Annotated in this window: 12 protein-coding genes; 5 read left to right on the plus strand and 7 right to left on the minus strand. The window is 41.2% G+C overall.

The features are described 5' to 3' along the window. Positions 1-18: 18 nt before the first annotated feature. Positions 19-1,257: a peptidase gene (locus RMX89_RS06610; RefSeq protein WP_322688361.1), complete on the minus strand. Its 1,239-nt coding sequence runs from the start codon at positions 1,255-1,257 to the stop codon at positions 19-21. Between the two features lie 545 nt (positions 1,258-1,802). Here RMX89_RS06610 and RMX89_RS06615 point away from each other — a divergent pair. From RMX89_RS06615 to RMX89_RS06630, 4 genes are all read left to right on the plus strand, one after another. Then, positions 1,803-3,875 (plus strand): serine/threonine-protein kinase, encoded by a 2,073-nt coding sequence (locus RMX89_RS06615; RefSeq protein ID WP_322688362.1) that lies wholly within the window; start codon positions 1,803-1,805, stop codon positions 3,873-3,875. Positions 3,876-4,129: 254 nt separating this feature from the next. Then, entirely contained in the window at positions 4,130-5,392 is a 1,263-nt protein-coding gene (locus RMX89_RS06620; protein ID WP_322688363.1) for an O-antigen ligase family protein, read from the plus strand. Next, positions 5,389-6,534 (plus strand): glycosyltransferase family 4 protein, encoded by a 1,146-nt coding sequence (locus RMX89_RS06625; RefSeq protein ID WP_322688364.1) that lies wholly within the window; start codon positions 5,389-5,391, stop codon positions 6,532-6,534. Before RMX89_RS06620 ends, RMX89_RS06625 begins: the two co-directional genes overlap by 4 nt. Before the next feature lie 29 nt (positions 6,535-6,563). Further along, entirely contained in the window at positions 6,564-6,755 is a 192-nt protein-coding gene (locus RMX89_RS06630; RefSeq protein WP_322688365.1) for a hypothetical protein, read from the plus strand. 23 nt (positions 6,756-6,778) lie between these two features. Here RMX89_RS06630 and RMX89_RS06635 read toward each other — a convergent pair whose 3' ends face one another. From RMX89_RS06635 to RMX89_RS06645, 3 genes are all read right to left on the minus strand, one after another. Beyond that, the gene (locus RMX89_RS06635; RefSeq protein ID WP_322688366.1) at positions 6,779-9,484 is read right to left on the minus strand and encodes a chloride channel protein; all 2,706 of its coding nucleotides are present in this window, start codon (positions 9,482-9,484) and stop codon (positions 6,779-6,781) included. A gap of 210 nt (positions 9,485-9,694) precedes the next feature. Next, positions 9,695-11,008, minus strand: coding sequence for a TldD/PmbA family protein (locus tag RMX89_RS06640; protein WP_322688367.1), 1,314 nt, complete (start codon positions 11,006-11,008; stop codon positions 9,695-9,697). A 410-nt stretch (positions 11,009-11,418) separates the two neighbouring features. After that, positions 11,419-12,279, minus strand: a complete 861-nt coding sequence (locus RMX89_RS06645; protein ID WP_322688368.1) for a Tab2/Atab2 family RNA-binding protein — start codon at positions 12,277-12,279, stop codon at positions 11,419-11,421. Positions 12,280-12,575: 296 nt separating this feature from the next. Between RMX89_RS06645 and RMX89_RS06650 the strand changes: the two genes are divergently transcribed. Beyond that, positions 12,576-12,908: a DUF433 domain-containing protein gene (locus tag RMX89_RS06650; RefSeq protein ID WP_322688369.1), complete on the plus strand. Its 333-nt coding sequence runs from the start codon at positions 12,576-12,578 to the stop codon at positions 12,906-12,908. A gap of 396 nt (positions 12,909-13,304) precedes the next feature. On the opposite strand, the gene RMX89_RS06655 is transcribed toward RMX89_RS06650, so the two are convergent. From RMX89_RS06655 to RMX89_RS06665, 3 genes are all read right to left on the minus strand, one after another. Then, positions 13,305-13,952 carry an HAD family hydrolase gene (locus RMX89_RS06655; protein ID WP_322673105.1) on the minus strand — a complete coding sequence of 216 codons (648 nt, stop codon included), beginning with the start codon at positions 13,950-13,952 and terminating at the stop codon, positions 13,305-13,307. A gap of 165 nt (positions 13,953-14,117) precedes the next feature. Further along, complete coding sequence (locus RMX89_RS06660; RefSeq protein ID WP_322688370.1) at positions 14,118-15,311, minus strand: NAD(P)/FAD-dependent oxidoreductase; 1,194 nt, start codon at positions 15,309-15,311, stop codon at positions 14,118-14,120. Positions 15,312-15,422: 111 nt separating this feature from the next. After that, positions 15,423-15,651, minus strand: a 229-nt coding sequence (locus RMX89_RS06665) for a hypothetical protein (RefSeq protein WP_322688371.1), incomplete at its 5' end; no start/stop codon positions are given.

Raw genomic sequence — 15,651 nt, forward strand, 5'->3', positions numbered from 1 at the left:
CCAGAATTGGTAATTACTTCAGAAAATAGTCAATCTATATTTACCGCGTTCCTGTGGATTTTTGGAAGTAATAACTATATAGTATGTATCATCTTCAGGCAACCTAGCTCGGTCAATTAAAGCACTGTAGACACCACTTTTGTCTTTGTCTTTATCGATCGCGATCGTTTGTCCTTTAGAATTTAGCAAAGCTACATAAGGAGAAAACTCTTCATCAACGCTATCAACACGAATACTTATCAGCTGATTTTTTCTACCTTGAAAATTAGAAACATTGTAAGCGCCTCCATTTTGTTTCAAGGTTGAGCTTTTGGCAGTTAGTTGATCTGATTCATCTAAAGTATAGCTAGCTCTATCATTCCTGAGAGCCAAACTATAGCGGCCTGTATCTCCAGGATTTTGACTAGTAACAGCAATCTTATAAATGCCATTTTTAGGCAGTCGCGCAAAAATAAATGCATCATCACCACCACTGCTTTTATCCAAAGCGCCTTTTTTAACAATGATATTGTTATCAGGATCGTGCAGAAACAACAACGGTTTTAAACTCAAGTTATTGGATCTGCGTGTATCATTACTGCCAATCAGCCTAATTTGAACTAATTGATTTTCTCTGCCCTCAAACTCATAGAAATGAAAATATCTACCTTCAGATTGAAAGTCACCTTTACTCAGAATACCTAATGCAACATCTACAAAGTTAATCTCTTTGTAAGTTGGTGTTGCAGGTGAAGAAATCGCTGAATTATCGAGATTTTGGTTCCCTGTAGCGACATTATAACTTGGCTTGCGAACTCTCCCAGAGCCACCATTAGAACGATTGGCGTTTGAGTTAGCAATTCTAGCTCTAGACGATCTAGATGCAGAGCTACCACCATTGGAACGATTAGAATTTGAGTTAGAAGTCCTACGTCTAGATGCTCTAGGAGTAGAGCTATTATCTGAAACCCTGGAAGTTCGCTGAGAATTTTCTCTATGAGAAGATACACGAGGAGCCTTTTGTACTGGTGACTCAATAGATATCTTCCGTCTTGGAGATGTTGATGCCTGAGAAGCAGGAATTTGCTCAATTCCTTTTTTTACTGCTTCTGGTTGTCTCTCATCTGGTGATTTAGCAATTATGAAATCTTGAAAACTGTGAGATTTAACCAAAGCACTTATAGGCAGCACATTACTTGTGATTAACAAACTACTACTCACGCAGCTAATTAAAACATGACTTAATTTGCGACGATAGTTTTTATTGCCTAATAGCATAATTACGCTCCTAATTTTGCTGATAATTTTGTCTTTTTCTGAAAGACAAAATTAATACTAGTTGCTGTTTTAGCCACAGCAGTTATGTAAATGTAAAGGGAAATTTAGCGTATCTACCTTAGCGGCTTGCTAAAGGCATCGCCTGTAATCAAATGAATTCGTATATCTTACATACCCAAATGTTTGCCACAATCAAATCGGAAAAATTGTATTTTCAATTTAGACTACTAAAGGAAATCTCAATTTCGTAGGTATATACTGAGCTACAAACTTAAATTGCTGCTTTTCGGAATTTTGCCTAGATATTTTTGTAAACTTGACTAAATTGCGCATACAGATGTAATACACAAGCAGACCTGACGCCCATCAATTCGTCAAAAGGCATCGCTCAAACACAATTTTTTCAATTTATCTAAATTGTTCAATACCTGATGAGGTAAGGAAATAGAAGATTTGTATGCTGTCTCAGTGATATTTACTAACAACAGAGATTATACTGCATGACTTAAGATGAATATATACCCCAACTGAAATGGATTCCCAGTATGCTCTGTTGTGTGAATCCCGATTGCCAAAAACCCTTAAATCCTGATAAAAACAACTATTGCCACAGTTGTAGAGCGGAATTGATACCCCTGCTAGGAGGTCGCTATCGTCCCACTCAGGTTTTATCAGACGAGGGTGGATTTGGTAGAACCTATCTAGCCAAAGATATACACAAACTGAATGAATGCTGTGTTGTTAAGCAATTTGCGCCAAAACTTCAGGGAACTGGGCCGCTAACTAAGGCCGTTGAACTATTTAAACAAGAAGCGAGCCGACTGCAAGAACTGGCAGAACATCCACAAATTCCAACTTTATTGGCTTATTTTGAGCAAAATAGCTATCTCTTTTTGGTGCAGCAGTTTATCGATGGGCAAAACTTGCTCAAAGAATCGGAAACGCAGGCAAACTATAACGAAACGGAGATTCGCCAACTTTTGCTAGATTTACTGCCAGTACTGAAGTTTATCCATCTGCGGGGAGTGATTCACCGAGATATCAAGCCACAGAATATTATTCGTCGTCAAAGTGACGGGCGATTAATCCTCATTGATTTTGGAGCTTCCAAGCTGTTGACAGCAACAGTGCATACTAGAATGGGCACTGTTATTGGCTCACACGGTTACACTGCACTTGAACAGATGCAAGAGGGAAAAGCTTACCCAGCCAGTGATTTATTCAGTTTGGGGGCTACTTGTTTTCATCTCCTGACTGGGGTTCGCCCATCTCAACTGTGGATACACCAGGGTTATGGTTGGGTTGCATCTTGGCGGCAACATTTAACCAGTTCAGGTAGGGACGGGATTTCTATATCTGTAGAGTTGGGTGAAGTTTTGGATAAGCTGTTGCAATTAGACATCCAAAAGCGTTATCAATCGGCTGATGAAGTCATCAATGACTTGACACCTCAAATACCATCATTGTCATCAGTGCCCCCAACTATACTGACAACAACATTTGCAGCTCCCCCAGCAAACAAGGTGCTAGTTTCACCAAAATCAAATAACAATCTGAAAAGTCAACTGCTGTTAGGTTCTAGCATTTTAGTGTTGGGATTAGGGGGAGTTTGGTATTTTCAGTCTCGTCCCCAGATAGTCAGCGAGGCTCCTCAACCTATTTCTCAGCCTGTTTCTCAGCCTATTCAGCCCCAAAAAAACGTCTCAGAAAATTCTTATTCACCCAAACCCTTCAAGGGGCATTCTAGTGACGTGAATTCCGTAGCTTTCAGTCCTGATGGTACAACCCTTGGCAGTGCCAGTGATGATAAGACAATCAAGCTATGGAATGTGACAGGTGGACAGGAAATCCGCACTTTAGAAGGACATTCTAATTGGATTTGGACTATAGCTTTCAGTCCTGATAGCAAAATCCTCGCTAGTGGCAGTGCGGATAAGACAATCAAACTGTGGAATGTGGAAACAGGAAAGTTAATCCGCACCTTGCAGGGAAATAGCGATGGAGTTACTTCTGTAGCTTTCAGTCCTGATGGCAAAACCCTTGCCAGTGGCAGTGCTAGTAAGGATATGAAAATCAAACTGTGGAATCTGGAGACAGGAAAGTTAATCCGCACCTTAGAGGGACATACCAGTGGTGTTGCATCTGTAGTTTTCAGTCCTGATGGTAAAACCCTTGCCAGCGGTAGCTGGGATAAAACAATTAAATTGTGGAATCTAGGGACAGGAAAGTTAATCCGCACCTTAGAGGGAAATGCAGAGTCGATTCTTTCAGTCGCTTTTGCTCCTGATGGCGTCATCCTTGCCAGTGGTAGTAAAGACAAGACAATTAAATTGTGGAATCTGAAAACAGGAAAGTTAATCCACACCTTAAAAGGACATAATGATAAGGTTAATTCTGTCGCCTTTTTGCGAAGCGTAGGTTCAAATGGTATCACCCTTGTAAGTGGCAGTAGTGACAAGACAATCAAACTTTGGAACCCAGTCACAGGAAAGGAAATCCGCACTTTGGAGACAGGTTCTGGATATATTTATGCTGTTGCCATTAGCCCAGATGGACAAACCATTGCCGGTGGTGGCAGTGGTGAGAACATTCTGAAAATTTGGCAGATGATTAATTAAAAATATCTGATAGTTGTAGATTCGGAATACATTGCGACTTTTTTGGGTTCTACCTGAGAAAGAACATTTAGCTGTGCAAAAATACCAAATTAATCTAGCTTCAAAAGATGATATTGGCGAAGACTGTATTATGGTAATATTCTCTACGTGTTTGGGATTATAGCTTGAAAAAAATCTCAAAATATATCCTTAAACCTGCAAAAGTGGGTTAGATAGATTTTATTCTGTGAAAAAATATCTTTAAATAAAAAGCTATGATTAATATATTTTTTCTACTCATACTATTTTCTTCACTTTTAGGGCGAATTAAATTTCCAGGAATAAATATTGGTATTCATTATTTATTACTTCCTATATTTAGTTTGGGGATCATTAGTTTATCTTTAAAATCTATACCAGAAGTTATTAAGAAGCATAAAATAATTGTGATATCTATAAGTCTGATGTATTTGTGGATGTGGCTTTCCTCATTCATGAGCAACTTTCCCAATATTGCTATTATTTATAGTCTAAAATACTCAACTTATTACATACTATTTTTTGCTTTTTTAGTATTAACTTTTAAGAACATAACCGCATCATCTTTAACATTTTATTATCGTTGCATATTGTACTTACTACAGCTCATTGCAGGTTTAGGTTTTTTAGAGGTTTTCCTTCCTCATAACTGGATTTTTAAATTATTAAAGTTTCCTAGCTTTTATCCTGAGATTGGTTCAATTATGCAAAACCCTAATCAGTTTGGGGTCATAGTCGCCATTGGATTATGTTTAAGCCTGATTTTAGAAAAACAGAATAAAATTTATAAAATTGAATTACATATAAGCGAATTCATTTTTCTAATTCCCTTAGCATTATCTGCCAGTGGGAATGGCTGGGTAATTTTTATAATTGGAATGTTTCTTTTGCTGATATATAAAATTATTAGTTTGAGAAAAATGATTTATCTAATTAGCTTGTTGTTTTTATTCATTGTAACGGCACCAGTTTCTACACGGAGAATTGGTTTGGCAGATAGTAAAATATTTCCATTAACTAATATATTTTTAGAAAATTCAAGTTCGGTCAATCCAAATCAAAAAAAGATTCCTACTCTTATGGGAACAGGTTTTTCCAGGTTTCAAATGTGGCAGGCAGCGATTAATGAAACTATTAAAAGACCATTTACTGGTATCGGCATAGGAGTTTTTCCAGACCAGATAGGAGTGAAAGTTTGGGGAAAGAAAAGTTATCATGCACATAATATATTTTTAAATGTGTCAGCAGAGCAAGGAATTCCTGGATTATTGTTATTTACTAATTTTTTAGCGAGAATAGCATTGAAAGTTAAATATGCTAATCCTTTAATTACTGTTCCAATTATTATGTTTTTAGTGTCTCAAATTCCAGATTTTTTTACTGAAGACTATACTTTTACAACGATTGAGTTTTATTTTATCGCAGCGGCTATCAATTCTCGAAAAGATGTTGTCACGCAATTAAAACCTGAAATTATTGAAAATGCCAAAACACTATGAGTGCTAAACCTCGTCTTTACTTAATATTTCCGAATATATTTGATTTCAAGGGAGGTATTCAAGTTTACTCAAAATTTTTGCTGAAAGCTTTACAAGATATATATCCTGAAGCTGATTATGATGTGTTTCTCAAATATGATAAGTATAGTTTAAAACAGTCAGATAAATTGCAGTTTTTAAGTTCAACTAGATTTCATTATTTTGGAGATTTACCAAAATTATTGCAACCAATTTTATTTGCCACGAAAATAATTATTTTAGCTATTCTTCAACATCCCGTTATAGTCATTTCCACTCATGTTAACTATGCGATTGTTTGTTATATTGTCAAATTTTTTACTAGAACTCCTTACTGGGTTGTTGCTCATGGCTTAGAAGTTTGGGATATCGAAAATAAGGCAACAAAATTTGCTTTAGAAAAAGCAGACAAAATCATTAGTGTTAGTAATTATACTCGCCAGCGCTTGCTTCAAGATCCAAATATTGATTCAGAAAAAATAGTTATTTTGCCTAATACATTTGATGCTAGTAAGTTTCCAATAAATTCTAAACCTACCTATTTACTCAAGCGATATAACTTAACAGATGAACAGCCTGTAATTCTAACAGTAACGCGACTAGGAAGCACGGCCAAATACAAGGGTTATGACCAAATCCTTCATGCTTTAGTTAAAGTGCGATCGCATCTTCCTAATGTTCACTTTATTCTTGCAGGAAAAGGAGATGATATACCTCGAATTAAAACTTTAGTTACCAACTTAAATCTCCAAGATTGCGTGACAATTGCCGGATTTGTTCCAGATAAAGAATTGTGCGATCATTACAATCTCTGCGATGTTTTTGCTCTGCCTAGTAAAGGAGAAGGATTTGGGATTGTTTTTCTAGAAGCTTTAGCTTGTGGTAAACCTGTATTGGCAGGTAATCAAGATGGTTCTATAGATCCCTTGGCTGAGGGGAAGTTGGGATGTTTGGTCGATCCTGATAATGTTGAAGAAATTGCCGATAATCTAATTCAAATCCTGCAAGGTGATTGCTCTAATCCAGTAATTTACCAACCAGAATACTTACAACAAAAAACTATTAAAGCTTTTGATTTTAGTCAGTTTCGCGAAAGTTTAGCAAAGTTAATTAGTAGTAATTAGTTACAATTTAATAAAATTTGGTAAAAAAAATGGACGATTCAGTATTTGTTATATTTCTTGCCTTTGGATTTATTTGGGTTTTGATGGGAGTTGTCGGTTGGATTGCATTTCTCAAATCTGAGGGTGAGGAAATTAAGTTTGGTAAGTGGGGACTTATAGTTGCTATTCCAATCTTAATACCAATAATTGTTACTCTGATTATTGGTGTATTTTATCATTAAAAACTCACTAAAATCTATGTTTTTTACTTTTGCATCGCACCTCTAACCAAAATGACTGTACTTTCAACACCAGAGGCGATCGCTTCGGGAATATTACCTTGAATCGCTTGCTGTAGCAATCCCTCGCGGGATGCTCCCAAAACTACAACATCGTAACCTTCGGTTTCCACTAGATTAATCACACCTTCGGCGACTGAATTAGCTTGTATGGGGAGAGCAACTACAGTACTCGACAATTTGCGGCGACGCATCAAACGGCGGATGGCTTGTTCTGAAATTGACATATCTGGTTTGAGTTCAGATGGCTTAAATACCTGTGTCAGGCGAATTTTCGGATCGTTTCCCAATGTAATTAAAGCCGGTAGCAATTTAATTGCCAGTGGGGAATTGGGGCCACCAGCCACTGGAACTAGCCATCGGTTGAACTGGGGGCTGGGGATTGGGGATGGTGGGGCCCCCTCTGGGGATAAGGGGTAATGGGGATTGGGGATGGTGGGGCCCCCTCTGGGGATAAGGGGTAATGGGGGTTGGGGGGTTTTGCCTAATTTTACTAATACGACTTCGCAGGTGGCTTGGCGAATTATGGTGTCAACAACGCTACCAAAAATCCGACCAGGGGTAGATGTGTTACCTTTCCATCCCATTAAAATTAGGTCGATGTGTTGTTCGTTGATTGTCTCCAAAATTGCCTGCGCCACATCGTGGGTAACTCGAATCTGCGTGTGTAAGGGAATTTTCCACTTTTTTGCTAAGACTTCTGCCTGTCGTAGCAAGCGGCGACTTTTTGCGGTTCTTACCTGTGTTTCTGATGGGGAACTGTGGCGGGGTATCAGCATCACTTGCACGCAATCTATTTCATAATGGCGATCGCGGGCAATAGCTGCTGCCATTTGTAATAAAACACCCGCTGTTTCGGGATTTGCTACGGGTACTAATAATCTACCTCTACCAGTGCTGGGCGATCGCGTCTGGTAAACTATGTATGAAGGTTCTGGTCGCAGTTTCGGTGTCGCATTCTCACCATTGAGATGATCTGCTTCCGCCCGAATAATATCTGCACGAGTAATAATCCCAATCAGTTTTCGTCTATCTACCACCGGTAAGCGACTGATTTGATAGCGATCGAGTAAATATAGTACATTACTGAGGGTGTGAATTGGTGATACTGTCATCGGGACAGATGTCATAATTTCTTTTAAGAAAATATCGGCTAAATTGCGATCGCGAAATGTGTGGTTTGTACTCTCGCGGATTTTCAGCAAATCTGATTGCGTTACAATCCCCACTAACTTGCTATCTTCTACCACAGGGAAACCGCGATGATGAGAACGAGCAAAAGCTTGCATTGCTTCTTCCAAGCTCATCTCTGCATCTAGAGTTTCTACCCGTTCTTGCATTACATCTTTTGCAGTTAACTTGGTTAATGCTCCTTCCATCGCAACTTCTTTGGTGAGAGTAATCCCTTTTAACTCCAAAAGTTTCTCATAAAGCGAACCAGGCACTACCTTATCCGCAACCAGGTAAGCTGCGACAGAAACAATCATCAAAGGTAACACTAGGTTGAAATCTGTAGTCATTTCAAAGACAATCACAATGGCTGTGATTGGCACTTTGGAAACGGCGCTAAAAAATCCACCCATACCCGCTAGGGCGTAAGTCGTAGGAGAACCAACTCCGGTGATATATAACTCAGATACACCGATGATGTGTCCTAAACAAGAACCCAAAATCAGACTGGGAGCGAATAATCCCCCTGGCGCGCCCGAACCAAATGCAATCAGTGTGAGGATGAACTGGGCTGCAAAGGCGATCGCGGCGACACTAGGATGGGAATTTCCAGTAATTAATGACTCTCGCAGTCCCGTATTATCACGGAAAGATGGAGGGAGCATAGCCACGACAACACCAGAGATAAATCCAGCTAAAGCTACGCGCAAGGGCAAACTGATGTGTAATCTTTCGTAAAATTTAATACTAAAGATAATGCCGTGATTAAACAATGCACCAAACAAGCCTGCCAAAATACCTAACAGGATGAAAAAGGGAATTTCTGGGATGGAGAATTGGCTGGAAGATTTTACTAATTGCAAGTTAAGGTCAAGAGAGCCACCACCCAAAAGTCGGGATATCACGCCACCAATAAAGGAGGCGATAATGGCAGTTCCGAGAGTCAATCCTGATAAATCTTGGAGTAATTCTTCAACGATAAACAATACACCTGCGATCGGGGCATTGAAAGCAGCAGCCAAACCGGCACCCGCACCAGCTGCAATCATCTGCCGTCGATGATCTGGGGAAGTGGGAACCCAACGACTCATCCCTGCTGCCAAACCTGCCCCCACTTGGACAGTAGGGCCTTGCCGTCCTAGAGTCATGCCAGAACCAATGGCGACGATCGCACTGAGTAACTTCACACCCGCTACCCGCCAAGATAATGTCACAGGCACATTAGCCAGAGAAGCTTTGACTTGTGGAATACCGCTACCAGAAGCCTCTGGTGCTAATCTATCCACCAACCATCCAGCCAGAAATCCCAGGACAAGACCAATTGCAGGTAGTACCAGCCATGCCGGGAAAAGGTGGGTAGTATGCACTCGCCATGTCCCCAGCCATCCCGATCCGACTTTTAGGAATACCGCAGATAGGGCAGCAACCAGACCGATAATACAGGCTTCGGCGATCGCTAAACCTCTTCTAGGCTGCCACCAGGTGCGAAAACGCTGATTCATACCAGTTTTGGATTTTAAATTTTGGATTACAAATCTTTCCTAAAAAGCTGTTTAGTGGAATCTTAGAGGATGGTTTAAAAGCCTATATCAAGGCTCATATCCCCGACTTCTTAAAGAAGTCGGGGATATTGTTATTCACAAATAATTTAGGATCGCTATACAAAAGCACTCTCCCCAATTACGAATTACGAATTACGAATTACGAATTATTTAATTGCTTCTTCCCGTAGTAGATAGCCCTTCTACGATCAGAGACGGAGTATAACAAGAACCATTCCAATCAACATCGTTGCCTAGTGTAACCAATTGCTTCAGGGCTGTGTAAACATTACCTGCAACCATCGTATCCTTAACACGCCCAATTACTTGACCATTTTGGACGCGGTAGCCTAAATCGACGTTGATCGAAAAATCTCCAGAAATACTGCCGCCACCACCCAACATTTGATCGACAATCAAGCCATCATCTAGTTGTTGAATCAAATCTGGTAGCGATGCCGATCCGGGCTGGATGAGAAAATTAAATAAACCAGGGGTAGGATAGCTACCTAAACCAGGGCGAAAACCATTTCCAGTGGTGTTTGTACCCAGTTGGGAGCCGATGGTGCGATCGCTATAGAAATGCTGTAAAGTTCCGTTTTGGATAAATACCAGAGATTGAGTAGGAGTGCCTTCATCATCAAAAGGGCAACTGTAAGGGCCAGCTTCTGGATCTTGGTAGATGGTGAGACTAGGTGCAACTACTTCCTTACCCAAACGTTCTACCCAAGGTGAAGCTGCTTCTAAAACTCGCTTGCCATTCAAAGCGGCTTGTACAGTACCCCAAAGCATATCGGCGGCTTTAGAAGTGAATAAAATTGGGACTCGACCAGTAGGAGGTGAGATATTTTCACTCGACCAAATTAACCGTTGTAAAATTTGGTTAGCTAATCTCTCTGGATCGAGTTCCCCACGCTTGGTTTGACCATCAGCAACACTTAAAAAATCATCACCACGCACCCATTCTGCTGATATATAGCAGCTGAGGGTAGTGTCAGTATAGTGACAATCTAAACCTTTGGTGTTGACTAGTCTGGTGGTTTCAATATCACATTCCCAGTCACCATTGCATACAACATCGGGATAGGCATCACGGATGAGTGCGATCGCTTCTTTGCCCCAGTCCACCAAAACCTCTATCGGTAAACTTTCTCCTAAATCGGGGTAGGAGGGCTGAAAGTTAGAGCCTAATTCTATAGTTTCCGGTTGATTTAGTTGACTCAGAGCCAGAGCTTTTTCCACCATTACTTCGGCTAAGACAGAACCGTAAGCTACCGTCAGTCCCGGACGCCCGTTTCGCCAAAGCCGTAGCGCTGTGCCTTCAGATTGGTTAGTTTCTAGCTGTTTGAGTCGGTTTGCCTCAAAAAACACTGGGCGAGAAAGCGATCGCGACTGATACACTTCAGCAGTTTCTGCTCCAGATTTTATAGCTAGTTCCAGCAACTGTTCGGCTAGTGTATCTTGTGACAAATTTTCAGAACCCATGACCCTTAGTGAATTGTGGATTTTGAACCGCATATCAACGCTATCTTTTGAGAAGTGCGATGTCTACGACGAGCTACGCCTACGCACTTTCCAATGATGAACGCAGATAACTATCCAAAAATCATCAATGTTTCTTTACAGTTACGATTTGAAACCGCAGATCGACACTGATGGACGCAGTTAATTATCCCAAATCATTGTCATGTCTCAACGGATATTGTCATTTGTAATTGGGGATTGGGGATCGGGCATTGGGCATTGGGCATGGTTATTCTCCTTATCTCCCCAGTTCCCAATCCCTAGTCCCCAGTCCCCAATCCCCATTACCCCTTATCCCCAGAGGGGGCCCCACCATCCCCAGTCCCCAGTCCCCAGTCCCCAATCCCCAATCCCCAATCCCCAGCCCATTTTCACAAATTAACCTCTTGCAACAGCCAAAAACCAGCAAAAGATTCTGCTTTGGGATCGGACTGTACCCCGATAAAATGTACTCCATTCGCTTTTTGCTTGGCTGCTTCAAAAGCTTTGGCTTCTGCTAAGATTTGAGGTTTTTTGATATTTGCCACAATCCAGCTTTCAGTTACACCAGTTTCTAAAAGCAATCTCGCCTCTTGGTTAGCGTCAAATTTTAAAAAAGCTAACTCCAAACCAGACATCCAGCCAGCCAAGGGTAGCGCTCTCGATGAGAAAATCAAAATACCAGGGATACGCGCTTCGGGTGAAACTTTCGCCAACTCTAAAGGGAAAGCTTCACCAAAACCAATTTCCCACTCTGGCATATCAGCAAAATCCGCAGCATCTAAGGTAACAAATACCCACTGCTGTCCTTCCAAAGCATCTGGTAAACGTTGTGGCAAAGGTTTTTCTAAGCGGACTGAGGGATTAGTCCCCCCTTGATACCCTGTCTCTTGAGGATAGACTTCTTCCATCCGCTGTTCTAACCATTGATTGAGAACCAAAGTCCGGCGGCTAGGCTGGGCGGGAATACCCAAATCTTGGCAAGCTTTAGTAATCATATTGTTCATTTGGCGGCGGAAAAAGCGGATTTTAATTGGTGCTTTTCCAGCTTGGTTAATAGCCTCCTGCAATGCTGTCCGCAACCAGACCGAATTTACCTGGGTACTGGGACAATATTGAGCATAGCGAAACAAAGAGTCTACTTTTGCGCCGATATCCAAGGGGCTTTCGCAGACTAAGACTTCCCAAACTTTTTTTTGATTAGCGTCCAAAATCGGACGAGAGTAAAAATCGATTTCCCAAATACTGCCCATGTTTTGCGGTAAAAATCTGGCTGTTATGTTTTCCTGATATCTCGATCATACGAGTGTTGGGGCAGCAGGGGAATAAGGGAGTGGGGAGTGGGGAGTTGGAGCAAGGGGGATGAACGAGTCTTTGAGGTGGATAATATAAATACTAAGCATGTCAGACTTAGAGGTTTTATGTCCCTGACGCTTTAAAACTTGGAAAAAATGCAACAACAGTACAGTAAGTACAGTACCCCAGCGATCGCATGAAACTATTCAATGGCAATTAAGATAATCTTAAAAGACCCTACAGAGGTAGATGAATGCAACTAGAAGATTATTTTGAGTTTTTAGACCCAGATGACATCCGTATCAAAGGCCATCGCATTGGTATTGATAATGTGATTCAATATTACTTGCAAGGATATTCACCAGAGGAAATTATAGACGAATTACCTTCCCTGAATTTGGAGAAAATTTACGCTACGTTTACCTACTATCTGCATAATCGTGTTGAAATAGATGCTTATATGTTGCGGCTAGCAAAGTGGCGAGAACAGCGCTATCAAGAATCATTAGCTAATCCTTCACCTTTGATGCAACGTTTAAGAGTATTAAAGGCGCAACGTGAGCAGGAGTTGCTAAACTCTTGGTGAAGGTACGTTTTCTCATTGATGAAAATTTGTCGCCCAAACTGAAGATAGCTGTTTTGCGCTTCAATCCAGCAATAGATATTCTGCGCGTAGGCGAGGCGATGCCGAAGTACCACCATTAGGTAGGCTTGACCCAAATATCCTGCGCTACCTGGAATTATCCCAACGAATATTGGTTACAGACAACCGCAAAAGTATGCCCCAACATCTGGAAGAACACTGGGGAGATGGAGGACATATTTGGGGACTAGTTTGGTTGCGTTCCAGTGGAAACCTGAGTATTTGGGCAGAAACAATTTATTTGATTTGAGAAACGACTGAGGCAGAAGAGTGGATTGATAGATTGGATTGGATTCCACTTTAAAAAAAATTTGGCGTTGTTAAATTGAAAGTATCCCCTCATTTTCCACGGTCGATCCAAACACCTCTGAGTCCAGCTGCTTTAGCTGCATGATAATCTTCTACAATGCTATCGCCGATATGCCACGCCGCCTCTGGGGAACATTTATGTTTGTCTAAGGCAATGGCAAAAATTTGCGGGTCGGGTTTAGCTGCACGTACCTGCGTAGAAATGGTGACGGAGGTAAAAAACTCTCTCAATCCCAAACTTTGCAATACTGAGTAAATCCGAGAATCAAAATTGGACAACACCCCCAAGCTAACTCCCAACCGCCGCCAGTTGATTAAAGCTGGTAAAACATCAGGATAGACAAACCACGGTTCGCCAGTGCCAAAGTGGATGTAAAGTTCGCTAAAAAAAGCCGAAAAGTCAGAAAATTCCTTGAGAACACCTGCCCTTTCAAAAGTGTTCAGAGCAATTATCCGCCACCAATCAAACTCGCGCTGGGGAATATCTTGCAGTTCTGCATCTGGAAATATCGGTGGCGGCGCTGTTTTAAAGCTTTGGATGAAAGCTGTATTTAATGTTTCGGCTGAAACTGTAACGCCAAATTCCTGGGCTATCTGACTATAAACTTCGCCCACACCACCTTTGACATCGAAAAGTGTACCCACAGCATCTAAAAAAATAACTTTCGGTTGTTCCATTAAAGTTTGAAAATTTTGAATGTTGAATTTTAGATTTTGGCTTATTAAGAGCTTCTGTGGGTAGAGTTTAGCATCTGCTAAGTAGATTGGCGGAAATTAAACAAATCATCGTAAATGTATTGGTTTTTTTACCAATGCCCAATTCGCAATTCCCAACCTTGAAAGTTACCTTGAAAGTGTTTCTATAATCGGACGGAATAGCCAATTAAAACCAACTTTCAGCTGATGGTCTAAAGTTGGCAATCTATATAAATAAGCAGCACGGCGAGCGACGTATGCTAAGGGGCCATCTAGTTTAATTCCCAAACCAGTGAGAGTAGCGTTGTCTATTCCTAGCGCCATCATTTCTCCTAACTGTTGGTAGTGGAAGGGAAGGAGGGGGCGATTAGTCAGAGTTGCCCAGATATTCCAAGCAGTATAATCAGCTTGTTGAAAAGCCGCTTGTGCCGTAGCGGGGACTTGCTGTCCTTCAGCATCATGACAGTCTGCTAAATCTCCCAAGGCAAAGATTTCTGGACGATCGAGGACTTGCAGATTGGATGTAGTGATGATTTGACCGCGCTGATTTTGCTTGAGAGGAAGAGATTTTACTACGGGCGCAACCCTAGTTCCTACAGTCCAAATTACCAAATCCACGGGAATCGTGTCTAACTGGTTTTTGTACTCTAGGGAAATGCTATTTTGCTCGATTGATTCAACTTTGGTTTCTAAGTCAATAAATACACCACGGGCATCTATTGCTTTCTTTGCTGCTTCCCGATTGAACTCTGGGGAAGTTCGCAAAATTTGGTCGGCGATTTCAACGATCCGAAAGCGTCCTCTTTCGCCTAGTCTGTCAGCTAACTTACAAGCTAACTCTACACCACTGTAGCCAGCCCCAACGATCGCTACCCGAATTTTATCAGCATCCGATTCTTCTAAAAATCGCAGGCGTTCTTCTAAACGATAAGCATCAGAGATGGTGCGGAATGTGTAGGCGTAAGCTGCCGCACCAGGGACTAAATCTAGCGGTGTCTCACCTCCTAGCGCCAGCACCAATCGGTCATAAGGGATTTCCGGGCCTTCTTGGATATTTACCCGTTGCTGGTCGATGTCAATTCCAGACACAACACCTTGATAAAAACGCACCCCTGTGCCTTGTAAAATTTCTTCAAAGGGTGGGGCAATTTCCCAGGTTTGCAGTTCGCCAGTGAGTAATTCGTAAAGTAAAGGAGAGAATAGGAAGCGATCGCTTTGATCTATTAGAACAATTTCGGGTTTTTGCGTAGATTCCCAAGGTAATTGGCTTAACCGCAAGGCTGTGTAGAGACCACCAAAGCCTCCACCAAGGATACAAATTCTAGAAGTTTGTTCAGTCATCTATTCTATGTTATGGAAGAATCAATATTAATTAGGCAACTAACTTCAGGGTAACTGAAAGTTTAGGTTTCAAAACCCTCCATTTGTATGAATGGTTTTAACATCGGTAACTCAACACTGCTTCGGTGAGACAAAAGGTGGATGAACGAGTCTTTGATGTGGATTCATCCAGTTCAAAGGTGGATGAATGAGTCTTCGATCTGGATTCATCCAGTTCAAAGGTGGATGAACGAGTCTTCGATCTGGATTCATCCAGTTCAAAGGTGGATGAACGAGTCTTCGATCTGGATTCATCCAGTTCAAAGGTGGATGAACGAGTCTTTGATGTGGATTCATCCAG

It is taken from the genome of Nostoc sp. DedSLP04 (assembly GCF_034530775.1).
In the GTDB taxonomy this organism is placed as follows: Bacteria; Cyanobacteriota; Cyanobacteriia; order Cyanobacteriales; family Nostocaceae; genus Nostoc.

Excerpts from the sequence above, each read along its gene's own strand:
- RMX89_RS06610 (WP_322688361.1), bottom strand. The coding sequence starts at position 1,257 with ATGCTATTAGGCAATAAAAACTATCGTCGCAAATTAAGTCATGTTTTA.
- RMX89_RS06615 (WP_322688362.1), top strand. The coding sequence starts at position 1,803 with ATGCTCTGTTGTGTGAATCCCGATTGCCAAAAACCCTTAAATCCTGAT.
- RMX89_RS06620 (WP_322688363.1), top strand. The coding sequence starts at position 4,130 with ATGATTAATATATTTTTTCTACTCATACTATTTTCTTCACTTTTAGGG.
- RMX89_RS06625 (WP_322688364.1), top strand. The coding sequence starts at position 5,389 with ATGAGTGCTAAACCTCGTCTTTACTTAATATTTCCGAATATATTTGAT.
- RMX89_RS06630 (WP_322688365.1), top strand. The coding sequence starts at position 6,564 with ATGGACGATTCAGTATTTGTTATATTTCTTGCCTTTGGATTTATTTGG.
- RMX89_RS06635 (WP_322688366.1), bottom strand. The coding sequence starts at position 9,484 with ATGAATCAGCGTTTTCGCACCTGGTGGCAGCCTAGAAGAGGTTTAGCG.
- RMX89_RS06640 (WP_322688367.1), bottom strand. The coding sequence starts at position 11,008 with ATGGGTTCTGAAAATTTGTCACAAGATACACTAGCCGAACAGTTGCTG.
- RMX89_RS06645 (WP_322688368.1), bottom strand. The coding sequence starts at position 12,279 with ATGGGCAGTATTTGGGAAATCGATTTTTACTCTCGTCCGATTTTGGAC.
- RMX89_RS06650 (WP_322688369.1), top strand. The coding sequence starts at position 12,576 with ATGCAACTAGAAGATTATTTTGAGTTTTTAGACCCAGATGACATCCGT.
- RMX89_RS06655 (WP_322673105.1), bottom strand. The coding sequence starts at position 13,952 with ATGGAACAACCGAAAGTTATTTTTTTAGATGCTGTGGGTACACTTTTC.
- RMX89_RS06660 (WP_322688370.1), bottom strand. The coding sequence starts at position 15,311 with ATGACTGAACAAACTTCTAGAATTTGTATCCTTGGTGGAGGCTTTGGT.